This window comes from Microbispora sp. H10670 (assembly GCF_014161385.1).
Classification (GTDB): Bacteria; Actinomycetota; Actinomycetes; order Streptosporangiales; family Streptosporangiaceae; genus Microbispora; species Microbispora triticiradicis.
The window spans coordinates 24,230-50,788 of the sequence record NZ_JABBWW010000033.1; the positions used below are offsets into that span (position 1 = coordinate 24,230).

25 protein-coding genes are annotated in these 26,559 nt (G+C 71.4%); 12 read left to right on the forward strand and 13 right to left on the reverse strand.

Annotated elements, in window-relative coordinates; translation table 11 throughout:
• Positions 1 to 6 precede the first annotated feature (6 nt).
• The 3 genes from HHX33_RS30735 to hppD form a co-directional block, all read right to left on the reverse strand.
• Positions 7 to 1,551: a M1 family metallopeptidase gene (locus HHX33_RS30735; RefSeq protein ID WP_182877645.1), complete on the reverse strand. Its 1,545-nt coding sequence runs from the start codon at positions 1,549 to 1,551 to the stop codon at positions 7 to 9.
• A gap of 76 nt (positions 1,552 to 1,627) precedes the next feature.
• Entirely contained in the window at positions 1,628 to 2,134 is a 507-nt protein-coding gene (locus tag HHX33_RS30740) for an RDD family protein (protein WP_182877646.1), read from the reverse strand.
• A 57-nt stretch (positions 2,135 to 2,191) separates the two neighbouring features.
• A complete protein-coding gene (gene hppD / locus HHX33_RS30745) occupies positions 2,192 to 3,295 on the reverse strand; it encodes a 4-hydroxyphenylpyruvate dioxygenase (protein WP_182877647.1) in 1,104 nt (367 codons plus the stop codon).
• Positions 3,296 to 3,391: 96 nt separating this feature from the next.
• Between hppD and HHX33_RS30750 the strand changes: the two genes are divergently transcribed.
• Both HHX33_RS30750 and HHX33_RS30755 read left to right on the forward strand, forming a co-directional pair.
• The gene (locus HHX33_RS30750; protein ID WP_117409285.1) at positions 3,392 to 3,859 is read left to right on the forward strand and encodes an Lrp/AsnC family transcriptional regulator; all 468 of its coding nucleotides are present in this window, start codon (positions 3,392 to 3,394) and stop codon (positions 3,857 to 3,859) included.
• A 186-nt stretch (positions 3,860 to 4,045) separates the two neighbouring features.
• Complete coding sequence (locus HHX33_RS30755) at positions 4,046 to 6,412, forward strand: transglycosylase domain-containing protein (RefSeq protein ID WP_310741599.1); 2,367 nt, start codon at positions 4,046 to 4,048, stop codon at positions 6,410 to 6,412.
• A 140-nt stretch (positions 6,413 to 6,552) separates the two neighbouring features.
• On the opposite strand, the gene HHX33_RS30760 is transcribed toward HHX33_RS30755, so the two are convergent.
• Positions 6,553 to 8,595, reverse strand: coding sequence for a thioredoxin domain-containing protein (locus tag HHX33_RS30760; RefSeq protein ID WP_182877648.1), 2,043 nt, complete (start codon positions 8,593 to 8,595; stop codon positions 6,553 to 6,555).
• 162 nt (positions 8,596 to 8,757) lie between these two features.
• Here HHX33_RS30760 and HHX33_RS30765 point away from each other — a divergent pair, with 162 nt between their 5' ends.
• Positions 8,758 to 9,921 (forward strand): hypothetical protein, encoded by a 1,164-nt coding sequence (locus HHX33_RS30765; RefSeq protein ID WP_310741600.1) that lies wholly within the window; start codon positions 8,758 to 8,760, stop codon positions 9,919 to 9,921.
• Between the two features lie 5 nt (positions 9,922 to 9,926).
• On the opposite strand, the gene HHX33_RS30770 is transcribed toward HHX33_RS30765, so the two are convergent.
• The 3 genes from HHX33_RS30770 to mca are packed head-to-tail and all read right to left on the reverse strand — an operon-like array spanning position 9,927 to position 11,281.
• Positions 9,927 to 10,226 (reverse strand): GNAT family N-acetyltransferase, encoded by a 300-nt coding sequence (locus tag HHX33_RS30770; protein ID WP_182877649.1) that lies wholly within the window; start codon positions 10,224 to 10,226, stop codon positions 9,927 to 9,929.
• On the reverse strand, positions 10,223 to 10,390 hold the full coding sequence (locus HHX33_RS30775) for a hypothetical protein (protein ID WP_165900854.1): 168 nt from the start codon (positions 10,388 to 10,390) through the stop codon (positions 10,223 to 10,225). The genes HHX33_RS30770 and HHX33_RS30775 overlap by 4 nt, the downstream gene beginning before the upstream one ends.
• Before the next feature lie 9 nt (positions 10,391 to 10,399).
• The gene (gene mca, locus HHX33_RS30780; protein WP_138461783.1) at positions 10,400 to 11,281 is read right to left on the reverse strand and encodes a mycothiol conjugate amidase Mca; all 882 of its coding nucleotides are present in this window, start codon (positions 11,279 to 11,281) and stop codon (positions 10,400 to 10,402) included.
• Positions 11,282 to 11,427: 146 nt separating this feature from the next.
• Here mca and HHX33_RS30785 point away from each other — a divergent pair, with 146 nt between their 5' ends.
• The 3 genes from HHX33_RS30785 to HHX33_RS30795 all read left to right on the forward strand — a co-directional run bounded on the left by HHX33_RS30785 (position 11,428) and on the right by HHX33_RS30795 (position 13,905).
• Positions 11,428 to 11,853, forward strand: coding sequence for a DUF4307 domain-containing protein (locus HHX33_RS30785; RefSeq protein WP_182877650.1), 426 nt, complete (start codon positions 11,428 to 11,430; stop codon positions 11,851 to 11,853).
• 75 nt (positions 11,854 to 11,928) lie between these two features.
• Positions 11,929 to 12,429: a transcription elongation factor GreA gene (gene greA / locus HHX33_RS30790; protein ID WP_117409279.1), complete on the forward strand. Its 501-nt coding sequence runs from the start codon at positions 11,929 to 11,931 to the stop codon at positions 12,427 to 12,429.
• 126 nt (positions 12,430 to 12,555) lie between these two features.
• Positions 12,556 to 13,905: a C40 family peptidase gene (locus HHX33_RS30795; RefSeq protein WP_310741601.1), complete on the forward strand. Its 1,350-nt coding sequence runs from the start codon at positions 12,556 to 12,558 to the stop codon at positions 13,903 to 13,905.
• Here the strand turns inward: HHX33_RS30795 and HHX33_RS30800 are convergent.
• The gene (locus HHX33_RS30800; RefSeq protein WP_182877651.1) at positions 13,874 to 14,470 is read right to left on the reverse strand and encodes a TetR/AcrR family transcriptional regulator; all 597 of its coding nucleotides are present in this window, start codon (positions 14,468 to 14,470) and stop codon (positions 13,874 to 13,876) included. The two genes, HHX33_RS30795 and HHX33_RS30800, sit on opposite strands and share 32 nt — an antisense overlap.
• 101 nt (positions 14,471 to 14,571) lie before the next feature.
• On the opposite strand from HHX33_RS30800, the gene HHX33_RS30805 reads away from it, so the two are divergent.
• Complete coding sequence (locus HHX33_RS30805; RefSeq protein ID WP_259403045.1) at positions 14,572 to 15,567, forward strand: NADP-dependent oxidoreductase; 996 nt, start codon at positions 14,572 to 14,574, stop codon at positions 15,565 to 15,567.
• Here the strand turns inward: HHX33_RS30805 and HHX33_RS30810 are convergent.
• Positions 15,540 to 16,172, reverse strand: coding sequence for a TetR family transcriptional regulator (locus tag HHX33_RS30810; protein WP_182877652.1), 633 nt, complete (start codon positions 16,170 to 16,172; stop codon positions 15,540 to 15,542). The genes HHX33_RS30805 and HHX33_RS30810 overlap by 28 nt on opposite strands.
• Entirely contained in the window at positions 16,150 to 17,661 is a 1,512-nt protein-coding gene (locus tag HHX33_RS30815) for a DHA2 family efflux MFS transporter permease subunit (RefSeq protein WP_182877653.1), read from the reverse strand. The genes HHX33_RS30810 and HHX33_RS30815 overlap by 23 nt, the downstream gene beginning before the upstream one ends.
• 76 nt (positions 17,662 to 17,737) lie before the next feature.
• Here HHX33_RS30815 and HHX33_RS30820 point away from each other — a divergent pair, with 76 nt between their 5' ends.
• The 4 genes from HHX33_RS30820 to HHX33_RS30835 all read left to right on the forward strand — a co-directional run bounded on the left by HHX33_RS30820 (position 17,738) and on the right by HHX33_RS30835 (position 22,838).
• The gene (locus HHX33_RS30820) at positions 17,738 to 18,256 is read left to right on the forward strand and encodes a hypothetical protein (RefSeq protein ID WP_182877654.1); all 519 of its coding nucleotides are present in this window, start codon (positions 17,738 to 17,740) and stop codon (positions 18,254 to 18,256) included.
• Between the two features lie 280 nt (positions 18,257 to 18,536).
• Positions 18,537 to 20,405, forward strand: coding sequence for a phosphoenolpyruvate carboxykinase (GTP) (locus HHX33_RS30825; RefSeq protein WP_182877655.1), 1,869 nt, complete (start codon positions 18,537 to 18,539; stop codon positions 20,403 to 20,405).
• A 114-nt stretch (positions 20,406 to 20,519) separates the two neighbouring features.
• Positions 20,520 to 21,281: an isoprenyl transferase gene (locus HHX33_RS30830; RefSeq protein ID WP_182877656.1), complete on the forward strand. Its 762-nt coding sequence runs from the start codon at positions 20,520 to 20,522 to the stop codon at positions 21,279 to 21,281.
• 246 nt (positions 21,282 to 21,527) lie between these two features.
• Positions 21,528 to 22,838, forward strand: coding sequence for a PhoH family protein (locus HHX33_RS30835; RefSeq protein ID WP_182877657.1), 1,311 nt, complete (start codon positions 21,528 to 21,530; stop codon positions 22,836 to 22,838).
• A 6-nt stretch (positions 22,839 to 22,844) separates the two neighbouring features.
• Here the strand turns inward: HHX33_RS30835 and HHX33_RS30840 are convergent, their stop codons facing one another.
• Genes HHX33_RS30840 through HHX33_RS30850 form a run of 3 tightly spaced genes read right to left on the reverse strand, consistent with a single transcriptional unit; the run spans position 22,845 to position 25,563 of the window.
• A complete protein-coding gene (locus HHX33_RS30840; protein ID WP_182877658.1) occupies positions 22,845 to 23,450 on the reverse strand; it encodes a hypothetical protein in 606 nt (201 codons plus the stop codon).
• Positions 23,447 to 24,892, reverse strand: coding sequence for a sensor histidine kinase (locus HHX33_RS30845; protein WP_182877659.1), 1,446 nt, complete (start codon positions 24,890 to 24,892; stop codon positions 23,447 to 23,449). The genes HHX33_RS30840 and HHX33_RS30845 overlap by 4 nt, the downstream gene beginning before the upstream one ends.
• Complete coding sequence (locus HHX33_RS30850) at positions 24,889 to 25,563, reverse strand: response regulator transcription factor (protein WP_117409270.1); 675 nt, start codon at positions 25,561 to 25,563, stop codon at positions 24,889 to 24,891. Before HHX33_RS30850 ends, HHX33_RS30845 begins: the two co-directional genes overlap by 4 nt.
• Before the next feature lie 214 nt (positions 25,564 to 25,777).
• Here HHX33_RS30850 and HHX33_RS30855 point away from each other — a divergent pair, with 214 nt between their 5' ends.
• Positions 25,778 to 26,467, forward strand: a complete 690-nt coding sequence (locus tag HHX33_RS30855; RefSeq protein WP_259403047.1) for a lytic transglycosylase domain-containing protein — start codon at positions 25,778 to 25,780, stop codon at positions 26,465 to 26,467.
• Positions 26,468 to 26,559: the final 92 nt, after the last annotated feature.

Here is a 26,559-nt window from a genome sequence, read left to right on the forward strand (position 1 = left end):
GGCGGGTCAGGCGACCGGCGCCGGGCGCCCCGGCCGGAACAGCCAGGCGTCGAAGAGCGGCTTGAGGTTCCTCCCGGAGACGCGCTCGGCCAGCGCGAGGAACTCGGGCGTCGTGACGTTGCCGTACCGGTGCGCGGCGGTCCACTGCCTGATCAGCGGGAAGAACTTCTGATCGCCGATCTCCCGGCGCAGGGCGTGCAGCGCCATCGCGCCACGCGTGTAGACCGCGGCATTGAACAGGTCGTCGGCGCGGGCCACGCCCGGGGGATAGCTCCACATCGGGTCCGCCTCGTTCGCGTAGTAACGGCGGAAGGTCGCGTCCGCGGTGCCCTGGCCGCTGTGCTCCGCCCAGAGCCACTCGGCGTACGTCGCGAAGCCCTCGTTCAGCCACAGGTCACGCCAGCGGCTGACGCTCAGGCTGTCGCCGAACCACTGGTGGGCCAGTTCGTGGGCGATTATGGCGGGCTCGGGCGAGAAACCGCCGTAGATCGGCTTGGTCTGGTTCTCCAGCGCGTACCCCACCGCGTGGTCGTCGATCACCCCGCCCGTGGAGGAGAACGGGTACGGCCCGAAGACGCTCGACCAGTAGTCGGTGATCTTCCCCGTCTGGGTGATCAGGGTGTCGAGCGAGCCGCGGAACGAGTCGGCGACGGCGGCGTAGATCGGCAGCCCCCCGGCGCTCGTGCCGGTGCGCACCTGGAACTTCCCGGTGGTCATCGTGGCGAGGTAGCTCGCCATCGGGTGCTTCTCGCGCCACACGAACGTGGTCTTGCCCGCCGTGGTCCGCGGCGTTCCGGACATCTCGCCGTTGGCGATCGCGGTCAGTCCCGCGGGCACGGTGATCTGGAAGTCGTACGTCGCCTTGTCGGCGGGGTGGTCGTTGGAGGGGAACCACGTCTTGGCGCCGTCCGGCTCGCAGGTGACGAAGGCGCCGTCCGGCGTGGCGATGAAGCCGTACTCGCCGAGGCCGGCCGACCGCAGCGACCGGGGCACGCCGGAGTAGTCGATCGTGACCGCGAACTTCCCGCCGTCGGCGATCCGCCCGGCCGGTGTCACGACGAGTTCGTCGTCCCGCCGGCTGAACGCGGCCGCCGCGCCGTCCACCGTCACCCGGCTCACCGTGAGCCCGTGCAGGTCGAGGTCGAACGACGTCAGGTCCTGCGTGGCCTTCGCCCGGATCGTCGTGCTGCCCGCGAGGTTCCGCGACGCCGGATCGTAGGACAGCTTGAGGTCGTAGTGCTCGACGTCGTAGCCGCCGTTGCCGCCGCCGGGGAAGTCGGGGTCCCCGATCCCGGGGGCGCCCGTCGTGTTTCCCGTGCCGGCCGTGTTTCCCGTGCCGGCCGTGTTTCCCGTGCCGGCCGTGCTTCCCGTACCGGCCGTGCTTCCTGTGCTTCCCGTGCTCGCCGTCGGAGCGGTGACGCCGGCCGTGGTGCCGGGCGAGGCCGAGGCGGCGGCGCTCTGGGACGGCGCGCAGGCCGTGGCGGTCGCGACGGCCACGGCGCAGACGACCGCCGGAACGGCCGGGATGACTGGGAAACGGTTCAGCGGCATAGAGTCGCAACTCTACGCGAGGCGACGGCGTGCTCCGTATCGCCACGTCAGGGCGTCTCCCCTGCTCAGAGGGGGTTCAGGTGTCGACGACGAGGGTCCGGGCGGCCTTGTCGTGCAGGGCCTGCTTCCTGGGGTCGAACAGGATCCAGGCGAGGTCGACCAGCCCCAGGCAGCAGAGCGAGCCGAGCACGGTCATCACCGCCTGCCGCAGCGCGACCGGCCCGACACCGGCCGGCTCCCCGCTCTCCCGGACGACGCGCATGCCGAACAGCCGTTTCCCCACGGTCTGCCCGTTCCAGTACGACTGGAGCAGCCAGTAGTAGAGGAACCCGATCACCGCGACGAGGAAGCCGTCACCGGCCGGGACCCTCGTCACCGCGCCCGCCACGTCGTCGTACACGGCCCTCCAGTCGTCCCAGGTGACCGGTGTCGTGATCAGCGAGACGATCACGGCGTCCACGATCCCGGCGAACAGCCGCCGCCACCGCCCGGCGAGCCGCGGCGCCGTCTGCCCGAACGGAGGGGGCGTCCAGGGAGTCCTCGGCTCCTCGTACGGGCTTCCCGGAGGCGGCGGCGTTCCCATGGCTGAATGGTCACCCCGCCGCCCTTCGGGCAAAGCCCGGCATGCGCAAAGTGTGCGTTAGAGGGTGCCCCGGCGCTCCTGCTCGCGCTCGATGGCCTCGAAGAGGGCCTTGAAGTTGCCCTTGCCGAAGCCGAGGGAGCCGTGCCGCTCGATGAGCTCGTAGAACACGGTCGGGCGGTCCAGGACGGGCTTGGTGAAGATCTGCAGCAGGTAGCCGTCCTCGTCGCGGTCCACCAGGATGCGGCGCTTCTTCAGCTCCTCGACCGGCACGCGGACCTCGCCGATGCGGGAGCGCAGTTCCGGGTCGTCGTAGTAGGAGTCGGGCGTGTCGAGGAACTCGACGCCTGCCGCCCGCATCGCGTCCACCGTCGCGACGATGTCGTTGGTGGCCAGCGCGACGTGCTGCACGCCCGGACCGCCGTAGAACTCCAGGAACTCCTCGATCTGGGACTTCTTCTTGCCCTCGGCGGGCTCGTTCAGGGGGAACTTGACCTTGCGGGTGCCGTCCGCGACGACCTTGGACATCAGCGCCGAGTACTCGGTCGCGATGTCGTCGCCGATGAACTCCGCCATCTTGGTGAAGCCCATGACCTTCTCGTAGAACCCGACCCACTCCTCCATGTGCTCGACGTTGCCGACGCAGTGGTCGACCGCCTGGAAGAACCGGCCGTTCTTCACCGCGGGCGGCGCGACGATCGGCTCGGCCGCGACGTATCCGGGCAGGTACGGGCCGGTGTAGTTGGCCCGGTCGACCAGTGTGTGCCGGGTCTCGCCGTACGTCGCGATCGCCGCGACCACGACCTTGCCGTGCTCGTCCTCCACGACGTGGGGCTCCGCCAGCCCCCGGGCGCCCTGTTCCAGGGCGTACCGGTAGGCCGCCTCCACGTCCGGCACGTCCAGCGCGAGGTCGACGACGCCGTCGCCGTGGTCGGCCACGTGCCGCGCGAGCGGCGTTCCCGCCCGTACGGCTCCGCGCAGCTCGAAGCGCGCCGAACCCGAGACGAGGACGTACGCCACCTCGTCCCGGCTGCCGGTCTCCGGCCCCCGGTAGGCCACCAGGCGCATCCCGAAGGCGGTCGAGTAGTAGTGGGCGGCCTGCTTCGCGTTGCCGACCGCGAAAACCACCGCGTCCATGCCGTGAACCGGAAAGACATCGTTCATGTGACAACTGTCGGTTGGCATGGCCAATTTGTGCAACAGTGAGTTGAATCGGTGGACAATTTGCTCAGTCTCCGCGCCACGGAAGGGAAAACGGTTATGACGATTGACCACCTCGACGCCCGGCTCGTCGCCCTGCTGGCCGCCGAGCCCAGGATCGGCGTGCTGGAGTGCTCCCGCAGGCTCGACGTCGCCCGGGGGACGGTGCAGGCCCGGCTCGACCGGATGGCCGCGAAGGGGGTCATCACCGGCTACGGCCCGGACATCGATCCGGCCGCGCTCGGCTTCGACGTGACCGCGTTCGTGACGTTGCACATCAGGCAGGTCGCGGGGCACGTGCCGGTGGCCGACCAGCTCGCGCTCGTCCCCGAGGTCCTGGAGGTCCACACGATCACCGGCGGGGGGGACATGCTCTGCCGGGTGGTCGCCCGGAGCAACGCCGACCTCCAGCGCGTCATCGACCTGATCGTGGACGTGCAGGGGGTCGTGCGGACCGAGTCGGTGATCGCGCTCGACACGCCGGTGCCGTACCGGACCCTTCCCCTCGTACGGGCGGCGGGCGGCTGATCGCGCCACCGGGGGCCATGTTGGCGTGGTTTATCCACAGGTGCTTGTCCGCGGGGCATCTTTTCCACAGAGGTGACGGGGAGTGCGGAACCATCGTGGGCCATCGTTTACCGTGGTTGCATTCGCCCAGCTCACAGGGCCACAAGCGGGCGTATCGGGGGTATCGGACTTATCGGGGGTCGCAGGGTGGACAACACCGGGGAGGGCCCGATCGGGGAGGGCTCGGCCGAGAGGGACGCCGGCGACGGGGCGGGCAGGCCGGAACGCCGCCGGCGGCGACGGCTGCCGCGCGTCCTGCTCGCCTGCCTCGTCACCTCGATCGCCGGACTGGTCGTGTTCCTCGCCGTCGTGTGGGCGCTGACCCCGATCCCGGGCGGCACCCAGGAGCTGGCGACGGCCCAGGGGTCGGTGATCTACTACCGGGACGGCAGGACGGTCCTCGCCACCGAGGGCGTGAACCGCAAGAACGTGCCGCTCGCCCGGGTTCCCAAGGCGGTCAGGGACGCCGTGATCGCCGCCGAGAACCGCACCTTCTACCGGGACCAGGGCGTCTCCATGTCGGGCACGGCGCGCGCCCTCTGGTCGACGGTCACCGGACGCCAGCTTCAGGGCGGCTCCACGATCACCCAGCAGATGGTCCGCAACTACTACAGCGGCCTCGGCCAGGAACGCTCCGTCGGGCGCAAGCTCAAGGAGATCATGATCGCGCTCAAGGTGGATCGCTCCAAGCCGAAGGACTGGGTGCTGGAGCGCTACCTCAACACGATCTACTTCGGCCGCGGGGCGTACGGCATCCAGGCCGCCGCCCGCGCCTACTTCGACAAGGACGTGCAGAACCTCACGGTGGCCGAGGGGGCCTATCTCGCGGCCGTGATCCAGCAGCCCACCCGGTTCGCCGATCCCACCGGCCCCGCGCTCGACGCGGTCCGGGCGAGGTGGGCGTCGGTGATCCAGGGCATGCGCGAGATCGGCGCGATCGGCCGCGAGGAGGCCGGGTCGCAGACGTTCCCGACGCTCGCCCGGCAGCGGCCGCCGCTGTCCCTGGGCGGCCAGAACGGCTACATGCTCGCGCAGGTGCGGGCCGAACTGAACCGGCTGGGCTTCACCGACGAGGACATCAACCACGGCGGCCTGAAGGTCACCACGACGTTCGACAAGAAGCTCATGTCCCTCGCCGCCGAGGCGGTCAGGTCGGTGCTGCCCGAAGGCACCCCCAAGAAGGTGCGCACCGGCCTCGCGGCCGTCGATCCCGGCACCGGGGAGGTCGTCGCCTTCTACGGCGGGCGCTACGAGACCAACCAGTACGACAACGCCTTCTCCGCCAAGGTCCAGGCCGGGTCGACCTTCAAGCCCTACACGCTGGCCGCGGCGCTCGAAGCCGGCTACGGGCTCGACACGCTGGTGAACGGCAACTCGCCCGTCACCATCGGAGCCGCGAGCATCCCCAACTCCGGCGGCAGGTCCTACGGCCCGGCGATCCCGCTGGTCCAGGCCACGCAGTATTCGGTCAACACCGCCTTCGTCGACCTCGGGCAGCGGATCGGCCTCGACAAGGTCGTCGCGGCGGCCCGGGCGGCCGGCATCCCCGAAGCGCAACTCGCCCCGCACTCGGGGGCCGCCACTCTCCCGCTCGGCGTGGCGTCGGTGAGCGCCGTGCAGCAGGCCTCGGGGTTCGCCACCTTCGCCGCCGGGGGGATCCACCGCGAGGCCCACGTGATCAGGTCCGTCACCGACGGCACCGGGCTCGTCCGGACGTTCTCGCGGCCCGGCGCCCGGGCCTTCAGCGAGAACACGGCCGCCGACACGACGTACGCGCTGGAGCAGGTCGTGCTCAACGGCACCGGCACGGCCGCGCGGCTGTGGGACCGGCCGGTCGCGGGCAAGACCGGCACGACGGACGAGTCGGCCGCCGTCTGGTTCTCCGGGTACGTCCCGCAACTGGCGGTCGCCGTCGACATGTTCCGCGACGACAACAAGCCGGTGACCGTCCCCGGATACGGCGAGTTGTACGGCGGCACGCTTCCGGCGGAGATCTGGAAGACCTTCGTGGGCACCGCGATGGAAGGCAAGCCGGTGAAGGAGTTCCCCGAGCCGGTCACGTGGAATCCCTACTACTCCTGGGACTACGGCAGGGCCACGCCCCGGCCGAGCGGCGATCCCAACGTCATTTCGGTGGACCCTTCGGGCACCTTCCCGCCGTACGCGCCGGGGGCGCCGGGGCTGCCTCCCGGAGCGCCCGGAGACGTGGAGCGGCCCGGCGGCGCCGGCCAGGAGGGCACGGGCCAGGAGGGCGGCGGCCCGCGGGGCGGCGCCGACAACTTCGCCCCGGACCTTCGCCCGAACGGTTTCGATCCCAGCGATCCGGGCCGGTCCGACGACGCGGGGGCCGCGCCGGGCGGGCCCGTCACCGGGCGGAACGCCCCCGCCTCCGGCGGCGCCGACCGCACGGGCACGGACCGCGCGGGCACGGGCGTCGGGGGCACGGGCGTCGGGGGCACCGGCACGGGCGGAAGAAGGAACGCCGGTGACGCCCCGGCACGCCTGCTGCCGTAACCGCCGGAAGATCTGCCCGGACGGAGCGATGTCCGGATACGGGCGAAGACGACCCCCCGACGACCCCCGGGGTGAGGCGACGCCGCGAGGTGCCGCGCCGGGCGACGCGACGGAGACGATAGCCGGGGGTCGGCCCCACGTCAGTTCGCCAGCTCGGCCCGCAGTTCGGCGGGGGTGGTCACCGGCGCCCGGCAGGTGAAGCGGCGGCACACGTAGGCGGCGGGCGAACCGCCGATCATGCCGCGTCCCTCCAGCAGCGGCACGTCCACAGCTCCGTCACCCACAGCTTCGTCATCCACGGCTCCGCCGTCCACTGATCCGCTGCCGGCGGATCCGTCGCCGAGCGCCACCACCAGGCCCGGCGCGCCGGACAGGAGGGCCGCCCGGTGCAGCGCGCGGGTGCGGGGGTCGCCGGACGGGCCGACGATCGCCACCTCCACCGGCCCGCGCAGGGCCGCCTCGGCCACGGCGAGACCCCATCCCGCGAAGCGGGCGTACCGCCCGGCCAGCGTGGAGACCGCGCCGAGCGCCGCCTCGGCCGCCTCCCGATGCCGGGCCGAACCGGTCAGCGCCGCGTACGACAGCAGCGCGCCCGCCGCCGCGAAGCGCCCGGACGGCGTGGCGTTGTCGGTGGGGTCGGCGGGTCGCTGGAACAGCCGTTCGCCGTCGTCCGGGGCGTCGTAGAACCCTCCGGAGCCGTCGGGGAACCGGGTCAGGACGGTCTCCAGCAGGTCGCCGGCCCGGTGGAACCAGCGGCTCTCGCCGGTGACGCCATAGAGGGCGATGAACCCTTCCGCCGTGTTCGCGTAGTCCTCCAGCATGCCGGCGTTGGTCCCCGCCCGGCCGTCGCGTGAGGTGCGCAGCAGCCGGGCCGGGCCGCGGGCCACCGTGTGCAGGTCGTCGAGCAGCACGGCCGCCTCCCGCGCGGCGTCCACCAGCACGGGCCGCTCGAACAGCGCGCCCGCCTCGGCCAGGGCGGCGATCACCAGCCCGTTCCACGAGGCCACGATCTTGTCGTCCCGGCCCGGCCGCGGGCGCCGTTCCCGCGCGGCCCGCAAGGCCGTACGGATTCGGTCGAACCGCTCCGGGTCGTCGGGGTCGGCCAGAAGCTGGAGCACGGACGTGCCGTGCTCGAACGTGCCCGTGACCTCGAACACCGAGGCCGCCCAGGCGCCGTCGTCCTCCCCGAGGACCTCGCGAAGCTGCTCGGGAGTCCAGACGTAGAACAGGCCCTCGCCGTGGGTGCCGTCCGGTCCCTCGCTGTCGGCGTCGAGGGCCGAGGCGAAACCGCCCTCCGGGGTGCGCATCTCCCGCAGCAGCCATTCGGCGGTCTCCAGGGCCACCCGCCTGGCGAGGACCGAGCCCGTCGCGCGCCACCAGTGGGCGTAGACCCGCAGCAGCAGCGCGTTGTCGTAGAGCATCTTCTCGAAGTGCGGCACGACCCAGTCGGCGTCGACGGAGTAGCGGGCGAAACCCCCGCCGATCTGGTCGTACATGCCGCCCCTGGCCATGGCCTCCATGGTCGCCTCGGCCATGGACACCGCCTCGGGCGTGCCGTGCCGCAGCAGGAACTCCAGGGCCATGGACGGCGGGAACTTCGGCGCCCCGCCGAAGCCGCCCCGCCGCTCGTCGAAGCCCTCCGCGAGATTCCGTACGGCGAGGGCGAGCGTGCCGGCGTCCGGCAGCGGGCCCGACGGCACCCCGGTCCGCTCGCCGAGCGCCTCCACCACCTTCGCGCCCTGGGTCAGCACGCCCTCCCGGTCCTGCCGCCAGGCCTCCGAGACGGCCTGCAGCAACCGGTGGAGGTGCGGCCGGGGAAAGTAGGTCCCGGCGTAGAACGGATGGCCCTCCGGCGTGGCGAACACCGTCATCGGCCAGCCGCCCTGCCCGGTCATCGCCTGGACGGCGCCCATGTAGACGGCGTCCACGTCGGGACGTTCCTCGCGGTCGACCTTCACGTTGACGAACAGGTCGTTCATCTGCCGCGCGGTGGCCTCGTCCTCGAACGACTCGTGGGCCATGACATGGCACCAGTGACACGCCGAGTAGCCGACGCTGATCAGCAGGGGGACGTCGCGCCTGCGCGCCTCCGCGAACGCCTCCTCGCCCCACGGAAACCAGTCCACCGGGTTGTCCACGTGTTGCAGGAGATAAGGAGAGGTCTCGCCGCCCAGCCGGTTCATACGGCCAGCCTCTCACACGCTCAGATGCGCGCTCCCTCGTCTTCCGGCCAGGGCAGACGGGCTCCCGGGGCGTTCCCCGCGTCCGGGGGAAGGGCCCGGTGGGAACGCGCGGGGAGAACGTGGGGATGTGTTCGGGCGCGTCCGGGCGTAGGCTCACAGGACGTGGGCTTGGATCTGGACTTCGCGGTCAGGCACTCGGGGCGCCCGGCGGCCGCCATGACGCGGCGGGACGTCGCCCGGGTGCTGCTGGCCGTGCCGTCGGGGCAGGCCCTGGTCGCCCTTCCCGACCTGCGGCGGCAGCTGCTCGCCGTGGGCAATCCGCTGTCGGTCACGTTCTGGGAGTCCGCCAAGGCGGTGCTGACCAGCATCGAGTCGGGCGTGGCCACGGTGGGCGAGGTGCAGCGCTGGCTGGAGTCCAGCGGCACCGAGCCGATCATGCTCACCCGCAGCTACTTCCTCTGGCCAGAGGAGAGCGAGCGCGGCCCGGTGGCCACCGAGATGTACGAGCGGCTGGTCGAGTTCCTGGAGGAGCGCCTTGCGGCGGGGGAGATCGACGCGGACGCGCTGGCCTGCGGGGACGCCGGGGCCCGCCACGCCTACGAGGAACTCCAGGAACGCTGGCTCGGCACGCCGCTCCCCGACGGCCGGGTGCCCAACGTCGTGGTCAACGACGAGCAGGACAAGGAGCTGTACGCCGCCTGGGACGAGGAGGAGGCCTTCGCGCTGAGCGAGCTGCGGCGGGTGCTCGACGACCTGCCCGAGCCGCCCTTCCCCGAGGCCGACCTCCGCATGGCCGCCCGCCGGTTGCGCGTCACGCTGGGCCGGCCCGGCTACCCCGGCAACGTGCTGCGCGCGTGCGCCGGCCTGGAGGAGGGCGACCTGCCGGAACGGGACGAGGACCTGTGGCTCACGGTCGCCGCCGGGATCGCCGCGCCGATCTCCGACCTCCCGGACGAGGAGGACGCGGCCCGGTTCTTCGACATGGAGGGCGATCTCAGCCACGAGGACTCGATACTGGCCTCGCTGTGCGCCATCCACCACGCCGACTGGCTCGCCTCGGTGATCACCCTGGTCCGGTACGGCCCCGGCGTGCTCGCCTCACCCGAGCGGATCGCCCGGTTCATCGCCGACTCCGAGGACGTCGACGTCGACCCGGACGAGCCGGAGGACCTGGAGGCGACGGAGATGCTGTTCACGGCGGTCACCCCGCTGTGGGCGCACCTCGGCATCGTGGACCGGGCGGAGGTGCTGACCCCGCTCGGCTGGTGGGGCCTGCCCAAGGCGCTGGAGCGCGCCTGGTCCTCCGGCCCCGCCCTGCCGGACTGACGGCACTAGTTCCGGTAGTCGTCGTCCACCAGGTCGCGGTACTCCGGATTCCGCTGGATGTACCAGGCCACGAACGAGCACAGGGGCACGACGCGCAGCCCCGCCGTACGCGCGCCGTCGAGGGCGGCGCCCACCAGATGGCCGCCCAGCCCCCGGCCCTCGTACTCGCCGCGGACCTCGGTGTGCGTGAAGACCATCGCCCCGTCCCGCATCCGGTACTGCGCGAACCCGGCGACCACGCCGTCGACGAGGATCTCGTAGCGCGACGCGGCCGGGTCGGCGACGACCTCGACGGCCGCGCTCACGCGTCCGGTCCGTTCCCGTGGCGGTCGTCCTCGCGGCGGTCGTCCGGCACCTGGATCTTCCTCATCTGCTTGTTCATGTTCTTCAGCAGGAGGAACAGGGCGACGGCGATCGCGGCGACGACGAGGAAGCCCAGGAGACCAGGCCCGTAGGTGTTTGCGTCCACCCGTCCAGCTTACGAGCGGGCAGGGGCGGCCTCCGCGTGGATCCCCGTGAACAGGTCGTCCTCCGGCAGCGTGGTGTCCACCAGCGACCGCGCGAGGTGGTAGTCCTCGGTCGGCCAGATCTCCTCCTGGAGATCCCTCGGGCAGACGAACCAGAAGCCGTCGGGGTCGACCTGGGTGGCGTGCGCGAGCAGGGCGAGGTCGCGAAGCTCGAAGTACTCCCCGCACGGAACCCTGGTCGTGACCTCCCACTTCTCCGGGCGGTCCTCCCACCGGGCGATCCAGTCGGCGTACGGCGAGCCGATGCCGCGCTCGGTCATCGCGTTGTGCAGCGCCTCGAACCGCTCCCTGGTGAAGCCCATGTGGTAGTAGAGCTTCAGCGGCTGCCACGGCTCCCCGGTGCCCGGGTAGCGGTCGGGGTCGCCCGCCGCCTCGAACGCCTCGACCGACACCCGGTTGGTCATGATGTGGTCCGGGTGCGGGTAGCCGCCGTTGTCGTCGTACGTGAGGATCACGTGCGGCCGGAACTCCCGCACGGCGGCGACGAGTGGCGCCGAGGCCGCCTCCAGCGACTGCAGCGCGAAGCAGCCCTCCGGCAGCGGCTCGTTCTCGTCCTCCGGCAGCCCGGAGTCCACGAACCCGAGGAAGCGCTGCCGCACGCCGAGGATCTCGCGGGCCTTCTCCATCTCCTGCCGGCGCACCTCGCCCATGTTCTCGAGGATGTCGGGCCGGTCCATCTTGGGGTTGAGGATCGAGCCGCGTTCACCGCCCGTACAGGTGACGACGAGGACCTCCGCGCCCTCCGCGACGTAGCGGGCCATCGTGGCGGCACCCTTGCTCGACTCGTCGTCGGGGTGCGCGTGCACGGCCATCAGCCTCAACGGTGCGCTCACGGCTCTCCTCATGGTGTCCTCTGGCTGTCAAAGAGGTTAGCTTCTAAGTGACCGTGCGCACCGGACCGGCATGGCCCGCGCCGGCACGGTCCCCTGTGCGGACGATCGTCTCGCACAACACCGACAAACCTCAGGGAGATTCCGCGATGCCCACCGATGAGGCCGGCGGCGGGGGGACACGCCCGGTGCTCGGCACGCCGGACGACTTCGCGCCACGCCCGGCGCGGCCCGGCCGGCTGGTGCCGTACGTCGTGATGGCGCTGGTCGTGGCGCTGATCGCGGGCGGCTGGGGCTACGTCATGCTCCGCGCGAACGGGAACCCGGCCGTCAGCGCCCAGGTGATCACATTCGACGCGAGCGCTCCGGACTCCGCCGTAATAACGTTCACCGTGCACAAGCCCACGGGCCGGGCGGCGACGTGCCGGATCCAGGCGCTCGACACCAGGCACCTGGAGGTCGGCAGCCGCGAGGTGGACGTTCCGCAGGGCCGGTCGGACCTGGAGTTCACCGAGCGGGTGAGGACGAGCGCGCAGGCCACAGCGGTACATGTCGACTACTGCGATCTCGTATAGTGGAATCTTTGGGGAAGCGTTCGAAGGCGTTAACTCGTTAGCCTTTCGAGTCACTTACGGAAACAAGGAGAGCCCGTGGCCGTCTCCCAGAACGACAACGTCACCTGGCTGACGCAAGAGGCGTACGACCGCCTCAAGGAGGAGTACGAGTACCTTTCGGGCCCGGGTCGCACGGACATCGCCAAGAAGATCGAAGCCGCCCGGGAAGAGGGTGACCTCAGGGAGAACGGTGGCTACCACGCCGCCAAGGACGAGCAGGGCAAGATGGAGGCCCGCATCTTCCACCTCCGGCAGATCCTGGACAGCGCCAGGGTCGGTGAGGCTCCCCGCGCCGAAGGCATCGTCGGACCCGGCATGACCGTGACGGTCCGCTTCGACGGCGACGACGAGGAGGTCACCTTCCTGCTGGCCTCCCGCGAGGAGAGCGGCGCTCCGATCGACGTCTACTCGCCGAACTCTCCCCTCGGGTCCGCCATCAACGGCAAGAAGGTCGGCGAGCAGGCGACCTACACGATGCCCAACGGCAGGCAGAACACCGTCGAGATCCTCGAGGCCGTGCCGTACGTCGGCAACTAGGGGCCGCGACCCAGGGGTCTTGTCCCTTTTCGCCCCGGCCGGGAATTCTGCAATCGATTGCGCTATTCCCGGCCGTACGGCAGTCTCGTCGTGGAACGAAGCATTCGCTGCGGAAGGGGTGAGATCGTGCTCGAACGCCGAGCGCGCTTATCCACCCGTGTCCGCAGGAAACTCGCCGTAGCGGTCTTCGAGGCGCGTCAGGACCTGGCGTACCGGCCGCGGCTTCCCCGGCACAACCTCGGACGGCACAACCTCGGACGGCGGGCCGCCGGGCTGCGCAGGACGGTCCCCTTCATCGCCGTGCTGCTCGTGTGCGTGCTGGCGGCCGACGTCCTCGCGCTCGGCGAACTCACGTCCGGCACCGCGAACCCCGATGCGACCGCGGGGGTCTCCCAGCGGCGTACGGCCCACGGCTACGTGGCGGCGGCGCGGCAGGACCACGCCGGGACGGCCCCCGGAACGGCCCAGAACCCGGCGGCGGGCCCGTCGGAGAGTCCGTCGGCGCAGGTGGCGCCGCTGGGGCGCCTGATCCGCCCGCACCTGTTCGTGGTGGCCGACCAGCCGCTGCCCGCCGAACTGGTCGAGAGGGTGCGCCGGGTCAAGGGCGTCGCGGACGCCGAGGTGACCGGCGCCGCCGACGTGACCGTGGACGGCAAGCGCGTGCAGACGATGGGCGTCGACCCGTCCACCTTCCGCGCGTACACGCCGAAGGTGACGGCCGCCACCGACGGGCTGTGGCGCAACATCGCGGCCGGGGACATGGCGGTCTCGTTCGAACTCGGCCACGACGGCGGGGTCAAGCTCGGGTCCGTCGTCGAGGGCGGCGGCAGGCGCCTGCGCATCGGCGCGTACGCCACGGTCGGCATGGGCTCGATCGCCGCGATCGTCTCGAAGAACACGGCGGCGGCGCTGGGCGTCCCGGACGGCAACGCCCTCGTCGTGAGCGCGCCGAAGGTCGACTCGGCCAAGCTCCGCCGGAGCCTGCTGAAGATCCTGCCCAAGGGCAGCCAGGTCGCCACGATCAACCCGGTGGTGGTCACGCCCAAGGGGCGCACCGTGTGGCCGTCGACCGCGTTCATGTCCGCCGACCAGCTCAAGGTGGCGCTGGAGGCGGCCGTCGGCAAGCTCGGCCGGCCGTACGTCTGGGGCGCCGAGGGCCCCGACAGCTTCGACTGCTCCGGGCTCGTGCAGTGGGCGTACGCGCAGGCGGGCGTGCGGATGCCGCGGGTGACGTACCAGCAGTGGGTCACCGGGCCGCAGGTGCCGCTGTCGCAGGCGCAGCCGGGCGACCTGCTGTTCTGGCGCAACGATCCGACCAACCCCGGCTACATCTCGCACGTCGCCATCTACTGGGGCAACGGGAAGATGCTGCACGCCCCGCACACCGGCGACGTCGTGAAGATCGCGGACGTCTACACGAAGAACCTCGCCGGAGTCGTCCGGGTCAGTCCTCAGGTCTCCGCCCGGGTCCGCTGACCCCGTCGGCCGCGAGGCCGTCCATCACGAGCGAGAACAGGTGATCCCGCCGGGCGGCGAGGGACGGCGCCTGCTCGGCGATCCAGCCGACGGCGTTCACCAGGGCGAACAGGTCGATCCTCGTCACGTCCGGCCGGATGCGGCCGTCGTCCTGGGCGCGCCGCAACAGCCGTCCCGCGGCCTCCCGCATCGCCGCGCACGACGCGTGCAGGGGAGAGCTCTCGTCGCCGATCGTGGTCATCATCGAGGCGGACAGGCCGCGGTAGGCGGCCGCTCCGTCGACGAACTCCCGCAGCCACTCCAGCAGTGCCGCGTGCGGGTCGCCGCCGCCGGCCAGTTCTCCCGCCCTGGCCGCGAGGTGGTCGAACCGCTGCCGCAGCAACGCCTCCAGGAGGGCCTCCCTGGTGGGGAAGTGCCGGTAGAGGGTGCCCATGCCGACCTCGGCACGGCGCGCGATGTCGCGCAGCGACGCCTGCGTCCCCTGCTCCTCCACGACGATCCTGGCGACCTCCAGGATGCGCCCGTGGTTGCGCCGCGCGTCCGCGCGCTGCTGCCGGTCCGTCATGCGTCGATCCTCGCACCCCGGTATCTGGGGCGTTGACATGCGGAGCGGTGCTCCGCTTATTATCTGGAGCACCGCTCCGAATCGTCCCTCCAGGAGGATCGATGCCCGCGATGAAGGCCGTCCGCATGCACCGGACCGGCGAACCCGGCGTTCTGACGGTGGAGGAGCTTCCCCGCCCCGAGCCGGGGCCCGGAGACGTGCTCGTCCGCGTCCACGCGGCCGGCGTGAACCCGCCCGACTGGTACGCCCGCCGGGGCTTCGCCGGCATCCCCGAGGACATACGGCCCACGCTCCCTCTGCCGTACACGCCGGGCTCGGACGTCTCCGGGACGGTCGCCGCCGTGGGCCACGGCGTCACCGAGTGGCGGGAGGGCGACGAGGTGTTCGGCCTCGTGCGCTTCCCCTCCCTGGAGAACGGGGGGAAGGGCTATGCCGAGTACACGACCTCGCCCGCGTCGCACCTGGCCCGCAAGCCGGCCTCGCTCGGCCACGTCGAGGCGGCCGGCGTGCCGATGGCGGGCCTCACCGCCTACCAGTTCATCGTCGATCACATCAAGCTCGACGAGGGCCGCAGGGTGCTGGTCAACGGCGCCGCCGGCGGGGTCGGCCACTTCGCGGTCCAGCTCGCCAGGATCAAGGGCGCGTACGTGATCGGGGTCGCCTCGGGACGGCACGAGACGTTCCTGCGCGAGCTGGGGGTGGACGAGTTCCTCGACTACACCACCACGCGGGTGGAGGACGAGGTGCGGGACGTGGACGTCCTCATCGACACCGTGGGCGGGCCGGACGCCCACCGGTTCCTGCCGGTGCTGCGGCGCGGAGGCGTGATCAGCCCGATCTTCCACGCCGAGTACCACCGGAAGCGGGTGGCCGATCTGGGCATCTCCTTCCGGCGCGGCCAGGTCCACTCGGACGGCGGGCAGCTGGCCGAGCTGGCACGACTGCTGGAAGAGGGCCGGCTGCGCGTGGGCGTCGACTCGGTCTTCCCGCTCGCCGAGGCCGCGAAGGCGCACGAACGGGCGGAGCGCGGGCACATCCAGGGGAAGATCGTCCTGCGGGTGGCGCCCGATCAGACCGGCAGACCGGCCTCCAGGTAGCCGAGCGCCTCGTCGATCAGGACGAGCAGCGGCGTCCTGCCGTCCTGCTCCACCCAGCCGAACAGGGCCGTGAGGATGACTCCCAGGACCGCCCCAGCGAGCGTCCGTACGGCGGGGCCGCGTGGATCGCGGCCGGAGCGTTCCGCCATGGCGGCCGCGAGCAGCTCGATCGTGGCGAACAGTCCCTCCACGGTCCGCGCCCGCAGGGCGGGCACGGAGGTGGTGAGCTTGATCCGGGCGAGCATCTGGTCCAGCTCCTCCGGGCCGATCGACTCGAAGGCGGTGCGGAACGCGGCGCGCAGGGCGGTCAGCGGGGGCAGGTCCGGCGGCTGGGCCCTGATGGCCTCCAGCAGCATCGGGTCGTAGTCGTCCTGGATGACCACGTCTTCCTTGGTGGGGAAGTACCGGAAGAACGTACTGGGGGAGACCTCCGCGGCCTCCGCGATCTGCTCGACCGTCGTGGCCTCGTAGCCCTGTTCGGCGAACAGCCGCAGGGCCTCCTCCTGGATGGTCCGGCGGGTCTTGGCCTTCTTGCGCTCGCGCAGGCTCGTGACAGCGCTGGCGGAGGCGGCGGAGTTCCGGTCAGCGCGCTGTGGTGAGCTCATGCCCCGATTCTGCCGTCTTTCCGCTCCTGGCCGTGTTCCCCGGCAGGAAGACGGCCACCAGGACGGCGGCGGCCGCGGACGCGCCCCCGCACAGCAGCAGGACCAGGTCCATGCCGTCGACGAACGCCTCGCGGGCGGCCCACAGCAGCGCCGCGTCGCCCGTACGGGCGGCCAGGGCCACGGCGGCGGTGATCGAGTCGTCCGCCGCCCGCGGGACCCCGGCGGGCAGCCCGGAGGCGTACGCCGCGGAGAGCACGCTGCCCAGGCCGGCCACGCCCAGCGCGCCGCCGACCTGCCGGACGGTCTGCAGGGTCGCCGAGCCCGAGCCCGAGCGCTCCTGCGGCAGCAGGGCGAGCACGCCGTCCATGGCGGGGACCATGGCCAGGCCCACCCCCGCGCCGAGGACGGCCAGCCAGGCCGCGACGAACCCGTACCCGGAGGACACCGAGGTCGTCGCGCCCAGGACGAAGCCGGCGGCGAGCACGACCAGGCCCGCCGGCATCACCACGCGCAGGCCGAGGGGGGCGGTGAGCCGCTCACCGGCCAGGCCGCCGAGCATGAGCCCCGCCACCATGGGGATCACCCGTACGCCGGTGCCGAAGGCGTCGTGGCCGAGCACGGCCTGCAGGTGCTGGGGGACGACGAACAGCACGCCCGACATGCCGAGGCTGACGAACGTGGCGCCGGCCGCGCCCCACACGAAGACCCGGCTGCGGAACAGCCCGACGTCCAGCATCGGCCTGCGGACGCGGGCCTCGACCCGGACGAGCGCCGCCAGCAGCACCACCCCGGCCGCCAGGCCGGCGAGGACGCGGACGTCGCCCCACCCGCGGGCCGGCGCCTCGATGACGCCGTACACCAGTGCCGCCAGGCCCGTCACCGACAGCAGCGCGCCGGGAACGTCGGTCCGGGGCGCGGCGGGGTCACGGGACTCGGGGATGAACACGGCCGCCGCGACCGCCGCCACGACGACCACCGGGATGTTGACGAGGAAGATCGAGCCCCACCAGAAGCGGTCGAGCAGGTAGCCGCCCACGATGGGGCCGAGGGGCAGGCCGAGGGCCAGGGCGGCGGTGAAGACGGCGATCGCGCGGCCCCGCTCACGCGGGCCGAAGACCACCGGCAGGATCGAGGTCGACAGCGGCATGATCAGCGCGCCGCCCGCGCCCATGAGCGCGCGGGCCGCGATCAGCGCGCCGGTGCCGTTCGCGTACGTCGCGAACACCGACGCGACCCCGAAGGCCGCGAGCCCGGCCAGTAGCAGCCGCCTGCGGCCGAAGCGGTCGCCGAGCGCCCCCGCAGGAAGCATCAGCGCGGCGAACGGAACCAGGTACGCGTCCACGATCCACTGCAGGTCGCCGGTCGTGGCGCCCAGGTCGGCCGCCAGCGTCGGCAGTGCCACGTTGAGCACCGTCGCGTCCATCCCTATGACCAGGACGCTCAGCACGAGGGCGCCGAGCGCCCACCAGCGAGAAGTGAGAGATGCCATGAATTGATAGTAACTGTCAAAAACTAGTATCTGTCAATCCAGATCTTAGACTGAGCAGCGTTGTAATCTTGATTACATGGATGCAGAAGAACAACTGAAGGCGTGGTTCGCCGGCCGCCTGCCGGAGACGTGGTTCGCCGGCCGGCCGGAGGTCGTGGTGGACCGTGAGGAGATCACCGTGCTCGGGACCCTGCCGCCGCTGTCGGTGGCCGAAGGGCTGCCCGACCTCGAACGGGCCGCGGCCGTCGAGGGATACGTCGAACGGTTCCGCGAGGAGACCCGCGAGCGCAGGATCGAGATCGCCCGGGAGGCCGAGCACCGCTTCCGGCGCAAGGTGTCCTGGGGGGTCGTCGCCGGTGGCGAGACAGTGATGTTCACCACTCTTTCCGTGCCGGTCATGACCCGCCTGCGCCAGCCGGAGCGGCAGGTGCTGGACACCCTGGTCGCCGCGGGTGTGGCGCGCAGCCGCAGCGACGCGCTGGCCTGGTGTGTCCGGCTGGTCGGGAAGCACACCGACAACTGGCTCGCTGACCTGCGCGATGCCCTCCAGCACGTCGACCGGGTCAGGGCGGAGGGTCCCGGCGGATTGGACTGAACCAATTTGCGCAGAGGTCTAAACCATTGCGATCGGTCTATACCAATGTGTAACGCCGGTGAGGCGGGTAAGGAGGGGAAAGACGTTTTTTCGACAGGGCCCGAGTGGGTAAGGTCGCACAACATCACGGCCCCTGCCTGGGCGGATACCGTCGGGGGCCGTGATGGAGAATGGCACCGAATTGCACGGGAGTGGAAACGCGATGGTCTACTCCAATCGGCTTCGGGGGCCGTTCGCCGCGAATGACGCTCTGGCCCTGAGAGATTAAGGAGCCGCCCCCGTGTCCATTTCAGTAGATGTGCCGACGCCCACCACTCACAGCGATCTGGCGGCCTGGGTGAGCCGGATCGCGGAGCTGACCCAGCCGGACCGCGTCGAATGGTGCGACGGCTCGGAGGCCGAGTGGACGCGCCTGACCAACCTTCTGGTCGACCAGGGCACCTTCCGGCGGCTCGCCAAGCGTCCCAACAGCTTCTACGCGGCCTCGGACCCGGGCGACGTCGCCCGGGTGGAGGACCGCACGTTCATCTGCTCGGAGCGCGAGGAGGACGCGGGCCCGACCAACAACTGGATCGCGCCGGACGAGATGCGCGAGACGTTCGCCACGCTGTTCCGGGGCTGCATGCGGGGCCGGACGATGTACGTCGTGCCGTTCTGCATGGGCCCCCTGGGCGGCGACCTCTCCCAGCTCGGCGTCGAGATCACCGACTCGCCGTACGTCGTGGTGTCGATGCGGATCATGACGAGGATGGGCGAGGAGGCGCTGCGCCTCATCGAGGAGCGTGGAGCGGCGCGAAAGGCCCGAGAGAGCGAGGCACGAGCCAACGAGGGCCGCGGCAAGCGCGACCATGAGCACAGCGACTTCGTCAGGGCGGTGCATTCGGTGGGGGCGCCGCTGGAGCCCGGTCAGGCCGACGTGCCGTGGCCGTGCAGCCGGACCAAGTACATCAGCCACTTCCCGGAGACCCGCGAGATCTGGTCGTACGGCTCGGGCTACGGCGGCAACGCGCTGCTGGGCAAGAAGTGCTACGCGCTGCGGATCGCCAGCGTGATGGCCCGCGACGAGGGCTGGCTGGCCGAGCACATGCTGATCCTCAAGCTCACTCCGCCGGAGGGCGAGGCGCGGTACATCGCGGCCGCCTTCCCGTCGGCCTGCGGCAAGACCAACCTCGCCATGCTCCAGCCCACGATCCCGGGCTGGAAGGTCGAGACGATCGGCGACGACATCGCCTGGATGCGCTTCGGCGCCGACGGCCGGCTGTACGCGATCAACCCGGAGGCCGGCTTCTTCGGCGTCGCGCCCGGGACCGGACAGACGACGAACGCCAACGCGATCGAGACGCTGTGGGGCAACAGCGTCTTCACGAACGTCGCGCTGACCGACGACGGCGACGTCTGGTGGGAGGGCCTCACCGACGAGCCGCCCGCGCACCTCACCGACTGGAAGGGCCGCGACTGGACGCCCGGGTCGGGCGAGCCCGCCGCCCACCCGAACGCCCGGTTCACCACCCCGGCCGAGCAGTGCCCGACGATCGCCCCCGAGTGGCAGGACCCGGCCGGCGTGCCGATCTCGGCCATCCTGTTCGGCGGGCGCAGGGCGACCGCCGTGCCGCTGGTGACCGAGTCGCTGAGCTGGCGGCACGGGGTCTTCCTGGGCGCCAACGTGGCGTCGGAGAAGACCGCGGCGGCCGAGGGCAGGGTCGGCGAGCTGCGCCGCGACCCGTTCGCGATGCTGCCGTTCTGCGGCTACAACATGGGCGACTACTTCGCGCACTGGATCGGCGTCGGCGAGTCGGCCGACCCGGAGAAGCTGCCCAGGATCTACTACGTGAACTGGTTCCGCAAGGACGCGGACGGCCGCTTCCTGTGGCCCGGCTTCGGCGAGAACAGCCGGGTGCTCAAGTGGATCGTCGAGCGGCTGAACGGCGTGGCCGGCGCCGTGCCCACGCCGATCGGCAACGTGCCGGACGCGATCGACACCGAGGGCCTCGGCATCGCGCCCGGGGACATGGAGCTTCTGCTCGGCGTCGACCCCGAGGTGTGGCGTGAGGAGGCCGCGCTGATCCCGCCCCACTTCGAGACGTTCGGCGACCACATGCCAAAGGAGCTGTGGGACGAGTACCACGCCCTGGTCGAGCGGCTCGGCTGACTCCCGCGTACGGCCCGCGCGCCGGGGAAGCCGGAGGAGAGCGGGCGGGGCACGCCGCGCCGCCCGCGATAATTGGTGACCGAACCCCCCACCGGTCGTGAGGAAGAGGGTCGCATGAGCATGCGCGATCTCGTGTACAAGCTGTACGAGCGCAGGCTCGAAGGGAAGCTGTCCTCCGCTCGGATTCCCCGGCACGTCGGCGTCATCGTCGACGGCAACCGCAGGTGGGCGCGGGCCATGGGCCTGCACGACGTCAGCCGGGGCCACCAGAAGGGCGCCGACAAGATCTCCGAGCTGCTCGGGTGGTGCCGGGAGGCCGGGGTCGGCTACGTCACGCTGTGGCTGCTGTCCACCGACAACCTCTCCAGGGACAAGGCCGAGCTGGGGCCGTTGCTCCAGGTCATCGAGAACCTCGTGCAGGATCTCGTGGACCAGGGCTGGCACGTCAACCCGATGGGATCGCTGGACCTTCTGCCCGATCACACGGCTCGTGTCCTCAAACACGCGAAAGAAACCACATCGCATCGCCCCGGCCTGATTGTGAACGTTGCCGTTGGGTATGGAGGAAGGCGTGAGATCGCTGATGCGGTGCGCTCCCTCCTCCAGGAGCACGCCAGCAAGGGCGCGAGCATCGAGGACCTCGTCGAGGTCCTCGACGTGGAGCACATCGCGGAGCATCTCTACACGCGCGGCCTGCCCGACCCCGACCTCGTCATCCGGACCTCGGGAGAGCAGCGACTCTCCGGATTCCTGCTCTGGCAGAGCGCCCACTCCGAGTTCTACTTCTGCGAGGCCTACTGGCCTGACTTCCGCAGAGTCGACTTCCTGCGGGCGCTCCGCTCGTACGCCGCGCGACACCGTCGGTACGGCTCCTGAGACGGTACGTGACCAGCGCCTTTTAACCTGCCTAAACCTATTGGGCTGGGGACTTTCGTTACGTACCGTGGTAGCTGAGCGGCCGTCGAGAGGATCGGCGGTCACCACCTCGGGAGAGGGCCCGTCCTTGCGCGACCACCATGCGGGGAGGGCCGGAGACCCGGTCTGCCTTCGCAGGTCACGGGCCCGGTCCGGTCACCACCAGTCAAGGCAGGGCGCCGGCCTCAGGCGCCCGGGGGAGAACGCGTGGCAGTGTCCTCGAGCAACCCGTCCACATCCCGCACCTACGTTCTGGACACCTCCGTCCTGCTCGCCGACCCGGCGGCGCTGAGCCGCTTCGCCGAGCACGAGGTCGTCGTCCCGATCGTCGTCATCACGGAACTGGAGGCCAAGCGTCACCACCCGGAGCTCGGCTACTTCGCCCGGGAGGCGCTCCGCTTCCTCGATGACCTCAGAGTGCGGCATGGACGGCTGGATGAGCCCATGCCGATCGGCGACGGGACCATCCGGGTCGAGTTGAACCATAGTGATCCATCCTGCCTCCCGGCGGGGTTCCGCCTGGGTGACAACGACACCCGCATCCTGACCGTCGCCCAGAACCTCGCGGCCGAGGGCGCGGACGTGGTGCTGGTGTCGAAGGACCTGCCGATGCGGGTCAAGGCCGCGTCCATCGGCCTCTGCGCGGAGGAGTACCGCGCGGGCATGGTGGTCGAGTCGGGCTGGACCGGCATGGCGGAACTCCAGGTCACCACCGAGGAGATGGACACGCTCTTCGACGCGGGCACCGCCGACATCGACGAGGCGCGCGACCTGCCGTGCCACACCGGTCTGCGGCTGCTGTCGAGCCGCGGCTCGGCGCTCGGCCGCGTCATGCCGGACAAGTCGGTACGGCTGGTCCGGGGCGACCGGGAGGTCTTCGGGCTGCACGGCCGGTCCGCCGAGCAGCGGATCGCGCTCGACCTGCTGATGGACCCCGACGTCGGCATCGTCTCGATGGGCGGCCGCGCGGGCACCGGCAAGTCGGCGCTCGCACTGTGCGCGGGCCTGGAGGCGGTGCTGGAGCGCCGCCAGCACCGCAAGATCATCGTCTTCCGTCCCCTGTACGCCGTGGGCGGCCAGGAGCTCGGCTACCTCCCCGGCACGGAGAACGACAAGATGGGCCCCTGGGCCCAGGCGGTCTACGACACGCTGGGCGCGGTGACGACTCCGGAGGTCATCGAGGAGGTCATCGACCGGGGCATGCTGGAGGTCCTGCCGCTGACCCACATCCGCGGCCGTTCCCTCCACGACGCGTTCGTGATCGTGGACGAGGCGCAGTCGCTGGAGCGCGGCGTGCTGCTGACCGTGCTGTCCCGCATCGGGGCCAACTCCCGGGTCGTGCTCACCCACGACATCGCCCAGCGCGACAACCTGCGGGTGGGCCGGCACGACGGCGTGCTCGCGGTGGTGGAGAAGCTGAAGGGCCACCCGCTGTTCGCCCACATCACGCTGACCCGGTCCGAGCGGTCGCCGATCGCGGCCCTGGTGACCGAGATGCTGGAGAACATCACGCTCTGATCCCCGTCAGGGTGGGAGCTGGCCGTCCTCGGGGGCCAGGTCCCAGTACTCCCGGCAGGTGTGGGCCTTCAGCCGCCCGTTCCTGCCGGGAGCCACGTGGGCGATCTCCACGGCCCAGACCTCCGGGCTCAGCCGGGCCGTACAGGTGATCTGGGCCATGGCCGCCCTGGAGATCTTCCATCCGCTGACGAACAGGCGCACGCGCAGGCTCAGCGTGCTGTCCGGGTCGTTGCGGCTGCCCTCGTACGGCGAGTACCTCACGAGCTGCGTCTGGGCCGGCGAAAGCCCGGTCAGCGCGGTGGACAGGCGGTTCGCGGGCCGTCCGCTCGCCTTGAACAACGCGTCGAGGACGTCGTTGACGTGCGCGGACCGCGCCGCGACGCGGGCGGGCCGCAGCTTGCCGTCCCGCAGCAGGTAGATCGTGACGAGGGTCGGGGTGCCGCTGATGGCCGGCGCCGGGCCGGCGTCGACCACCTCGCTCGGCCCGACCCCGCAGGCCGCGGAGGCCGCCAGCAGGGCCGTGATCAGGGTGGTGAGCATGGTCGTGCGCAGGGTTGTGCGCAGGCCCGCCGCCCCGGCCCGCCGTCCCCGGCCGTGTCCGATACCGGTCATGGCGTGGGGATCCACAGCCGGAAGAGGATGCCGGGCTCGCGGCGCTCCGCCGTGACCGAGCCGTCGTGCAACTCGGCGTTGGCCCTGGCGATGGCCAGGCCGAGGCCGCTGCCCACGCTCCGAGCACGGTCGGCGCCCGCCTTGTAGAAGCGCTCGAAGACGTGCGGGAGGGCGTGCTCGGGGATGCCCTTCCCGTGGTCGCGCACGGTCACCTCCAGGCCCCTCGACGCGTCGGGGCGGACGCGCACCCGGGCGGTGACCACGACCGGCGGCGCGCCGTGGTTGAGCGCGTTGCCGACGAGGTTGGCCACGATCACGTCGAACCTCCGGATGTCCAGCGAGAAGGTGAGGCCGACGGGCACGGTGAGCTTCACCTTGTCGGCCCAGCCCCGCACCTCCAGGCAGTCCGCCAGGGCGTCGCCCACGTCGACGGTCTCCCGGTGGAGCCTGGCGGCGCCCGCGTCCAGCCTGCTGATCTCGATGAGGTGCTCGACCAGCACCCGGAGGCGGCCGATCTCGCGGACGACGATCCGGACGGCCTCCCCGGCGTCGTCCGGCAGGTTCTCGGCGTCCTCGGAGAGCATGTCGGTGACCGCCGTCATCGCCGTCAGCGGGGTGCGCAGCTCGTGGGAGACGTCGGCGACGAACCGGCGCGACATCGACTCCAGCGTCCGCAGCTCGCCGACCGTCTCCTCCAGCGCCGCCGCCGTCTCGTTGAACGTCGCGGTCAGCTCCGCCAGTTCGTCCCTGCCGCGTACGGGCAGCCGGACGTGGAGGTCGCCCGAGCCGAGCGCGCGGGCGGCGGCGCCGAGCCGGCGCACCGGCAGCAGCACGCGCCGGGCCGACAGCAGGGCCAGGGTCAGCGCCAGGACGAGGGTGATCCCCCCGGCCTGCGCGAGGGCCGTCCGCAGGCGGGAGAGGACGGCGTCCTCCTCCGACAGGGGGACGAACACGTACGCCGTCAGGCCGGTCGGCCGCACCACCCCCTGGCCGGTCTCCCGCTGGATCTGCGTGGCCACGATCAGCCACGGCCGGCGCCTGAGGAGCACCCGCTGGTGGACCAGCCGCCCGGCCGCCTGCTCGCGCAGCCGGCGGGGCACGTCGGCGATGGTGAACTCGAAGCCGGAACTGGTCCGCAGGAGCCGGCCGTACGTCACGATCACGGTGCGTTCCGGCGCCTCCAGCGCGTGCACGACCTGGCCGAGGTCGTCCTCGGTGACGGTGGTGTCGCTCGGCCAGACCACGTCGCTCACTCCGATCGGCAGGGTGGTCCTGGACAGCGTCTCGCGCACGTCGGCGACCGCGCCCCGCTCGGCGCGGTCCAGCAGGCCGCGGCGGACGATCTGGTATCCGAGGCCGGTGACGACGGCGGAGGCGGTGACCGCCACCAGCAGGAAGGTGATCACCAGCCGCCCCCGCAACCCCGAGGGCAGCCAGGTCATGGCGGACTGAAGCGGTATCCGAAGCCGCGCACGGTGTGGATGTAGACGGGGTCGGCGGGCACCGGTTCGACCTTGGCGCGGATGCGCTGCACGCAGGCGTCGACCAGCCGGGAGTCGGCCACGTGTGTGTGGTCCCAGACGGCGCGCAGGAGATAGCGGCGGGTGAGGACCTGGCCGGGACGGCGGACGAGTTCGAGCAGCAGGCGCAGTTCGGTCGGGGTGAGGTGGATCTCCCGGCCGGCCAGGCTCACCTTCAGCGCGCCGCGGTCGATCACCAGGTCGCCGAAGACGAGCCGGTCGGGCGAGGCCGACTCCAGCCGGCGCAGGATGGCCCGGATGCGGGCGTCCAGCACGCGGGGCTCGACCGGCTTGACCACGTAGTCGTCCGCGCCGGCCTCCAGCCCGACCACCACGTCGAGGTCGTCGCCCCGGGCGGTGAGCAGGATGATCGGCAGGGGGTCGAGCCTGCGGATGCGGCGGCACACCTCCACGCCGTCGATGCCCGGCAGCATGACGTCGAGGATCGCGATCTCGGGACGCCGGGTGCGTATGTGGTCGAGCGCCTCCTCGCCCGTGGCGTACGCGGTCACCGCGTGGCCCTGCCGGGTGAGCGCGAGTTCGAGCCCGGTGCGGACCGAAGGGTCGTCTTCGACCAGGAGAATGCCTGCCACCTGGTCATTATGCGACGTACACAATGATTCCCCTATTCGTCCCAATATCGATGCCGGGTTGTCACGAGACGAGGTGTGACCAAAATCACACCGGCGGGGAAAGCGCATGTGATCGGTGGTGGGGTCAAGACGTCACCAAACAGGTACCACGATTCGGTTGCGGACCACCCCCCGGGACAGGGCAAGCTCATTGGCCGTGAGCTCTGGTCAGCAGTTGAAGGATCGCCCCCGCGCCTCCCGGTCCCGACGGGGCGGAAACGGCCGTTCCGGCCCCGGCTGGCTGACACCCAAGCGGATCGCGATCCTCGGCGTCTCGGTGGCCGTGCTCGCGGGGGGGACGTTCTACACGGTTCGTACGGCCGTCGACCACGCCAACGCGCCCGTAAAGCCCCTGGAGCCGGGCGACTTCCTGGCCCTCGACCCCGCCAAGCCCGACCCCGAGGCCGACACGCTGAAGGAGAACGCGGTCCAGGCCCTGCGCAAGGACCGGCTGGAGAAGGCCCGCGACCGTTCGAAGGTCCTCGACCCCGTCGACATCGTGGAGAAGGCCCCCGGCGGCGCCGGCCTGCCGCCCGCGAACTTCCCGCCCGGTTCGACCCCCGACCCCGGCAGCAACAAGGCCCTCGGCAAGCAGATGGCCGAGGCGCGCGGCTGGGGCGGCGAGTGGGGCTGCCTGGAGAAGCTGTGGGACAGGGAGAGCCACTGGAACGAGCGGGCCATGAACCGCTACAGCGGCGCGTACGGCATCCCCCAGTCGCTCCCCGGCAGCAAGATGGCGAGCGCGGGCGCCGACTGGCAGACCAACCCCGCCACCCAGATCAAGTGGGGGCTCGGCTACATCGCCGGCCGCTACAAGACGCCCTGCGGCGCCTGGGCCCACTCCCAGTCCACCGGCTGGTACTGAGCCACCGGGCGGCTCCGCGAAACTCTGGTCAGGGTTGGTCGATCCTTCGGCAAGCCCGCGCGTCCGGCGGCGCCCGCGCTGCACCCTTGGCC